At 38.6% G+C, this 8,089-nt stretch carries 5 protein-coding genes; all 5 read right to left on the reverse strand.

Annotated elements, in window-relative coordinates; translation table 11 throughout:
* The coding region (locus tag GSY74_RS07835; RefSeq protein WP_164664546.1) for a DUF4276 family protein at positions 1-576 on the reverse strand (576 nt) is incomplete at its 3' end.
* On the reverse strand, positions 573-1,685 hold the full coding sequence (locus tag GSY74_RS07840) for an AAA family ATPase (protein WP_164664547.1): 1,113 nt from the start codon (positions 1,683-1,685) through the stop codon (positions 573-575). The genes GSY74_RS07840 and GSY74_RS07835, both read right to left, overlap by 4 nt.
* A 178-nt stretch (positions 1,686-1,863) precedes the next feature.
* Positions 1,864-3,336 carry a glutamate synthase subunit beta gene (locus GSY74_RS07845; protein ID WP_164664548.1) on the reverse strand — a complete coding sequence of 491 codons (1,473 nt, stop codon included), beginning with the start codon at positions 3,334-3,336 and terminating at the stop codon, positions 1,864-1,866.
* A 1-nt stretch (position 3,337) separates the two neighbouring features.
* Positions 3,338-7,885 (reverse strand): glutamate synthase large subunit, encoded by a 4,548-nt coding sequence (gene gltB, locus GSY74_RS07850; protein ID WP_164664549.1) that lies wholly within the window; start codon positions 7,883-7,885, stop codon positions 3,338-3,340.
* Positions 7,886-7,902: 17 nt separating this feature from the next.
* Positions 7,903-8,089, reverse strand: a 187-nt coding sequence (locus GSY74_RS07855; RefSeq protein WP_164664550.1) for an ABC transporter permease, incomplete at its 5' end; no start/stop codon positions are given.

Genomic DNA, 8,089 nt, shown 5'->3' on the forward strand with positions numbered 1-8,089 from the left:
ATACTCTCCATTTGTATATTTATTTAAGCGTTTAGATGGAGCTGTCTCTTTTGAATCGTTAATTAATTCAATATTATCATATGATTTTATATCTGTAGTAATCTTCTCATATAATTTATCATCTTCTAAATCGAAAAATTCATCAACTATACAATTAATATCGCAAAACAGAAGGGTCTCATATTCATGAAGTTGAATGTATGGCAAAAAATTGCTAAACCCTATATCATCAGAAAAGGCTTTTTCTAAAAAAGATATGTATTCATATTTCTTATTGTAATATCTTTTTGCATCCTTAAGTTTAGGAAAATCTTTTGGTAAAGCATATAAATCTATCATCGTCGTAAAATAGTAATTTTTCTGCTTATGAAACTGTTTTATTCGTTTTTGTAGATGATTTTTATATAGTTTATAACTATCTCCACCACCTTTACAGGCTTTGCCCAATTTATCTCTACCAGTAATGACTCTCTCAGGATGTAAAAAAATCTTTTTATGTGCAAAATATGGGGATAATATCTCTTTCACAAATTTCTCTTCAGATTGCCCCTCTACAATAATATAGACATTAATCATGGTCTTCCACCTATAATATTGCTATTCCAAATATCAGATAGTTTATACTCATCTGTCCACTCTGATAGTTCTTGGTTATTAAGTTTTTTAAAGTCACTATAATATCTATTATTTGCATCCTGTTTTCTATCCATTATAATAATATTTTTAGGTTCAAAGTGGTCTATAAGTCGTTCAGATTGAGTTGTAATAAAAATTTGTGAATTTCTTGAAGCAATATTTATCATTTCAGATAAAATATCAATTGCCATTGGATGAAGCCCTAACTCTGGTTCATCTATAATAATAATTTTAGGTAGTGTATTTTTAGGTTGAAGTAACAAAGCTGTAAGAGCAATAAAGCGAATAGTTCCATCAGACAATCTAAAACTACCAAGCTCTAAACTGGAGTTTTTCTCTTTAAACTTTAATTGAATACTATTTCTAAATGCTTCTAATAGAAAAGTATCAAAAAATGGAGCAACTTGCCTAATATAAGATATGATTCTGTCATAATATTTGAGATTTTCATCTCTCATTCTATATAAAAAAGGAGCTAAATTTCCTGCATCACTCATTAATGTAGAGTTGCTCTCTAACGGTCTAGCTTGATGAATATAAGCTGTTTTTGATGTATCATGGAAATGAAAAACACGAATAGAAGCTAATAAATTTTTTATATATTTAGCTGTCATATCTTTATGATACAACTCTCTTAATTTGGACTCTTTATATCCTCCATCCCCTAAATTTTTTATAAATGGTTTTTGTGAATTTTTTCGTGTATATTTAATTTCTTCACCCATAAAAATAAGATTATCGTTAAAAGTATGAGATACTCTAAAAGTATATTCACTTAATCCTGTTCTTGATTCAAACTTTAGTTCTGCTGTTATATCATTAGTAACTTTTTGTCCATGATAAAGCATTGACGAGGCAAAACCATTTTCCGAAACATATTGACCAAAAGCATCTGTCATCATATAGCTAATCATCTCAAAAAATGAAACTATATTACTTTTACCACTACCATTCGCCCCTATAAAAATATTTATTTTTTCAAACTCCATATCTTTTAAATCATAAATAGTCTTAAATCCACTTAGAGAGAGACTCTTTATTTGAACCATATTTTTTAACCTTTATTTTAATTATACAACATTTTTTTATAAATCTATCTCATTAATGCGTATAAAATTTAATGACTGACTAAGACTAACCAGTGCCGTAAATGACAGGGATGTTAGTGGAATGTTAATCTTGATTTTAGGGTACCCACAAGGGACACCCCTACGAAATCTAATATCGTTAAAGCTCACAATGAGCCCGACTCCTACAGTTAAGCATACTCCTCTGCCCAGTCAAATACTCATCAACCTCAACAGCACACTCACGCCCCTCATAAATCGCCCAAACAACCAATGATTGACCTCGTCTGCTATCACCTGCACTAAAAATTCCATCCACAGAGGTTGCAAATCCTGTTGTTTTAATATTGCTTCTCTCATCAGTATCAAGAGTCAACTCCTTGATAACATCATCTTGCAATGGTCCAAGGAATCCCATAGCTAGTAGAACCAAATCTGCTTTTAGCACAAACTCTGTTCCTGCTATTTCGCTAAACCCTCTGCCTTCCCATTTGATTTTGACACAGTTGATACCTGTCACATCTCCATTGTCATTTTTGATGAATGATTTTGATAAGATATTAAAATCCATCTTAAAATCTGTACTACTACCCTCTGCTTGTGAGGTAGATAGCCTAAATAGTCTTGGATAGGTAGGCCAAGGCATATCATCCGTTCGCTCATCAGGAGACTTTGGCATAAGCTCAATCTGTGTTACACTCTTTGCACCTTGACGGATAGAGTTTCCAACACAGTCACTTCCTGTATCTCCACCACCGATAACCACAACATGCTTATCCGTTGCTAATATCTCATCTTCGGCAGAGAACTTCTCACCCTCCACTCGGCTATTTGATTGAGATAGGAACTCCATAGCAAAGTGTATACCATTTGCATCTCTGTTCTCTATAGGTAGGTCTCTTGGGTTTCCTGCTCCTGTTGTAATGACTACTGCATTATAAGTCTCTTGTAGCACTTTGATAGGTAGCGTTACACCTACATTTGCATTTGGTATAAATCTTACACCCTCTTTTTCCATAAGGTCAACTCGTCTCTGAACCACTTTTTGCTTGTCGAGTTTAAAGTTGGGAATCCCATAACGAATCAGACCACCTATGCGTGAGTCTTTCTCATAGACACTTACCATATGACCTGCTTTACAGAGTTGGTTGGCTACAGCTAGACCTGCTGGACCACTTCCAACTACGGCAACTGTTTTACCTGATTTTACAGCAGGAATCTGAGGTCTCATCCAACCCTCGGCGTATGCCTTTTCTATAATAGAGTACTCTATATTTTTAATCCCAACAGCTATCTCATTCAGACCCAATACACACGCCGTCTCACAAGTTGCAGGACAGACACGCCCTGTAAACTCTGGAAAGTTATTGGTACTCATAAGAGTATAGAATGCATTCTCCCACTGACCTCTATAGACTTGGTCATTGAACTGTGGAATAAGATTTCCTATAGGACAACCGTAGTTACTGTGACAAAACGGAACACCACAATCCATACATCTAGCACTCTGCTCTTTCATCTCTTTGTCATTTAGAGGAGTTGTAAACTCACTGTAGTGCTTGACTCTCTCTTCAACTGGAGCTAGAGAGAAATTTTTTCTCTCATAATCCTTAAATCCTGTTACTTTACCCATGTTACTGCTCCTCTCCTGCTAACTCTAGCACTCTATCTTCTTCAACTACTTCTCTTGCAACTTTACTCTCCAAGACTCGCTTATAATCTCTTGGCATTACTTTTATAAACTTAGGTTTAGCCTCATCCCAGTTCTCCAAAATAGCATTAGCCTCTTTTGAGCCTGTATATTTCACATAATTCTCTATCATACCTCGAACCTCATCAGAGTCTGCATCGGTCTCGATTCTATCAAGGTCAACCATACCATCATTAATTCGTTGAGAGAGACTCTCCTCTTCATCATAGATATAAGCAATACCACCACTCATACCAGCACCAAAGTTTTTACCAATCTCACCCAAGATAACAACGCGTCCACCAGTCATATACTCACAACCGTGGTCACCAATAGCACCTACTACCACATTAGCCCCAGAGTTTCGCACACAAAATCGCTCACCTGCTAAACCGTATATATAGGACTCACCACTAGTCGCACCATAGAAGGCAACATTTCCTAGTATTACTGTATCGTTTGCATCAAATATAGAGTTTGCAGGTGGATAGAGTATCAGCTTACCACCACAAAGACCTTTACCAAAGTAGTCATTGGCATCACCCTCTAACTCAAAGGTAATTCCAGAGTTGACAAACGCTCCAAAGCTCTGACCACCTGTACCATTAGCTTTGATATAAATCGTATCCTCAGGTAGACCAACTTCACCATGTTTTCGTGTCATCTCTGCTGAGAGCATTGTTCCCACAGTTCGGTTGATATTTCGTAGCTTTATCTCTGTTTTGATTGGAGTTTTGTTATCAATTGCATCTCTCATAGTCACAATAAGTCCATTATCCAAAGCCCCATCAATTCCGTGATCTTGCTCTATGGTCTTATATTTACTATCCTCTTCACGAACATACATTCTATAGAGCAGTTTTTCAAGGTGAAGATGTTTCGCTTTCCAATGTTTTACACCCTCTCTTGCTTTTAGCTTATCAACTCGACCTACCATCTCATTGATAGTTCTAAATCCAAGCTCTGCCATAATCTCACGAAGCTCTGTTGCCAAGAATCTTACGAAATTTACTACATGTTCAGGCTTACCTGTATATTTGGCTCTCAAATCTTTGTCTTGCGTTGCAATCCCCACAGGACAAGTATTGAGGTGACACTTACGCATCATAATACACCCCTCAACAATCAAGGCACTAGTAGCAATCCCCCACTCCTCAGCACCAAGTAGTGTAGCTATTGCTACATCTCGTCCTGAACGCAACTGACCATCTGTCTGAAGTGTGATTCTACCTCGCAGACCATTTTTTACAAGTGTCTGATGGGTTTCTGAAAGTCCAAGCTCCCAAGGAAGACCTGCGTGTTTGATAGAGGTTTGAGGACTTGCCCCTGTACCACCATCAAAACCAGAAATCAAAATCACATCAGAGTAGGCTTTAGCCACACCTGCGGCGATGGTTCCAACACCTACTTCTGATACCAATTTAGTGTTGATTCTTGCATTGACATTGGCATTTTTGAGGTCATGAATCAACTGCTTCAAATCCTCAATCGAATATATATCGTGATGTGGTGGTGGCGAAATCAATCCAACCCCAGGGGTTGAGTGTCGTGTCGCACCTATAATCGCATCAACCTTATCCCCTGGAAGCTGACCACCCTCCCCTGGTTTTGCACCTTGGGCTAATTTTATCTGTATCTCTTCTGCATTGATAAGATAGTTAGCTGTCACACCAAATCGCCCAGAGGCTACCTGTTTGATTTTGGAGTTTTTATTGGTTCCAAATCGATTAGGATTCTCTCCACCCTCACCTGTATTACTTTTTGCTCCGATACTATTCATAGCAATTGCCAAAGTCTCATGAGCCTCTTGTGAGATAGAACCATAACTCATAGCACCTGTCGCAAATCTCTTCATAATACCCTCTACAGGTTCAACCTCATCTATATCTATAGGGTGCTGACCTTTAAAGTCAAGCAATCCTCTAAGGGTAATATACTCCTCATTAACACTATCAACGGTTTTGGTATACTGCTTAAAAGTATCATAACTATTGTTTTTAGTCGACTGTTGTAACAAGAAAATGTTCTCTGGCGATAAGAGGTGATTTTCACCTTTCTGACGATAAGCATACTGCCCACCAACACCCAGACCATTGGATTCAACTATCTGCTTAGGATAAGCCAAAGAGTGACATAGAAGCGTCTCCTGCTCCAGAGTATCTATCTCAATTCCACCAATTCGGGACGGTGTTCCTGTAAAGTAATCCTCAACCAACTTATCACCCAAACCAACAGCTTCAAATATCTGAGCCCCTGTATATGAACGAATGGTAGAGATTCCCATCTTTGACATAATTTTAAAGATACCCTTGCCAATAGCCGTAATATAATTTGTCACAGCCTCTTCTTGGGTTAAATCTTCACGAATAAGCTTTCTATTTCGCATATCTTTAATGGTCTCAAATGCCAAGAATGGGTTAATAGCATTTGCCCCAAATCCAATAAGTGTAGCAAAGTGATGAATCTCTCTTGGTTCTCCTGACTCAATCACAAGCCCACAGCTAGTTCTTGTCCCCTCTCTAACTAGATGTTGATGTACAGCACTTGTTGCCAAAAGAGTTGGAATCGGTGCTAACTTCTCACCAACTCCTCTAGTTGAGAGGATAATCACCTCATAACCATCTTTTACAGCTTTGGATGCCTCCTCTTTTACTCTCTCAAGAGCATCTCTCATATCTCCATTTTTATCTGCATCAAAGAGAATACTTATACATTTGGCTCTAAAATTAAATTTACTTACACCTTTTAGTTTTGCCATCTGTTCATTGGTTAAAATCGGAGTATTAAGCTTAATAAAATTTCTATCCTCATCTACCTGTTGAAAGAGATTTCCTTGTGAACAGATATAAGAGGTCAAAGACATTACAGACTCCTCACGAATAGGGTCGATTGGAGGATTAGTCACCTGTGCAAAGAGTTGGTGAAAGTAGTTGTATAGGTTAATTGAACGGTGAGAAAGAACAGCCAAAGCCGCATCATTACCCATAGAGCCAGTCGCCTCATAAGCATCATTTGCCATTGGTGTAATAACTGTTTTCAAATCCTCAATCGTATAACCATAACACTTCTGTCTCTGCTTTACCGTCTCATGGTCTGGTTGCCAAACTTCAATGTCAAGTGACAAATCATCAAGGTTTATCTTCTGCTTTTTAATCCACTCTTTATATGGATAGGCTGTCGCCATCTGCTCTTTTATCTCATCATCAGGGATAATTCTACCCTGCTCTAAGTCTGCTAAGAACATCTTACCAGGTTGCAGTCGCCCTTTCATTACAATATCTTCACTTGGAAACTCCAAAGCACCCTGCTCCGAAGCCATTACCAAGATATTATCTTTGGTCAAAGAGTATCGTGATGGTCTAAGCCCATTTCTATCAAGCGTAGCACCCACAACTTTACCATCAGTAAATGCCACAGAGGCAGGACCATCCCAAGGCTCCATAAATGTTGCATGATACTCATAGAATGCTCGTCTATCGGCTGTCATCTCACCATCTCTCCACGCTTCAGGAATCATCATGGTCATAACATGAGGAAGTGAACGCCCTGCAAGGGTTAGAAGTTCTATAACATTATCAAGAACGGAGCTATCACTACCTTTTTTCTCATTAATAAGAAATGGATAGATTTTATCAAGCTCATCATCTGTAAATAGATTAGAACGCAACAGAGACTGTCTAGCTCTCATCCAGTTGATATTACCCTTTAGAGTATTTATCTCACCATTATGAGCAATATACCTAAATGGTTGAGCCAATGCCCATGATGGAAATGTATTGGTAGAAAAGCGACTATGCACAAGAGCGATAGCCGACTCATAATCCTCCTCTTCTAAATCAGGAAAGTAGAGAGGCAACTGCTCTGTAATCAACTGCCCCTTATAGGAGATAGTCTTACTAGACATAGATGGCATATAGAAATATCCTGTACCTCTAACTGATGAAGCGGTTACTCTAGCCTGTACATACTTTCGTATAACAAAAAGCTTTCTCTCAAATGTCTCTGTATCAATATTATCAGCTTTTTTGACAAAAACCTGCTTGACAATTGGTTCAACGGCTTTTACTGTTTCACCTAGCGTATCATTGACAGTTGGAACCTTTCTCCAACCCAGACACTCTTGACCTAGCTCCTCAATACACTGCTCAACAATACTCTGTGTCTCGCTATATGCATCAGGTTCTCTTGGAACAAATACAACCCCAACACCATAAGAGCCAAACTCTGGCAAATCAATATTGCTACTTTTCTTCACAACTCTACGCAGAAATTTGTCTGGCATCTGTGTCAAAATACCTGCACCATCACCAGAATTCTTCTCGGCTCCCACAGCCCCTCGGTGTTCTAGGTTTGCTAAAAGCTCCAAACCTTTAGCCACAATATTGTGTGATTGTTCACCTTTTAGGTGAGCTACAAACCCCACACCACAAGCATCATGTTCAAACTCTGGGTCATAGAGACCCTCTTTACATGGATAGCATTCTAGTTTCATATATCATATTCTCCTATTTAATTTTTTGAAAAAATGGTTATTTTTTGTTGAGCTATAATATCGAAAACAGATTTGAAGCCGGCGATGCGCACGAAGTGGCCCAGGGCGTTCTCCTCGCCGAAGAGTTCGCGCTTCAACTTCGGACCGAGCACCGCCACGGAGGCGGCGCGTCGGGGGTCTCCCGGTGGCACGAACGAGCCCTGG

This window comes from Sulfurovum sp. bin170 (assembly GCF_010892395.1).
In the GTDB taxonomy this organism is placed as follows: Bacteria; Campylobacterota; Campylobacteria; order Campylobacterales; family Sulfurovaceae; genus UBA1140.

Bases quoted from the DNA above. Each gene is read 5' to 3' on its own strand.
- GSY74_RS07840 (WP_164664547.1), bottom strand. From the start codon at position 1,685: ATGGTTCAAATAAAGAGTCTCTCTCTAAGTGGATTTAAGACTATTTAT.
- GSY74_RS07845 (WP_164664548.1), bottom strand. From the start codon at position 3,336: ATGGGTAAAGTAACAGGATTTAAGGATTATGAGAGAAAAAATTTCTCT.
- gltB (WP_164664549.1), bottom strand. From the start codon at position 7,885: ATGAAACTAGAATGCTATCCATGTAAAGAGGGTCTCTATGACCCAGAG.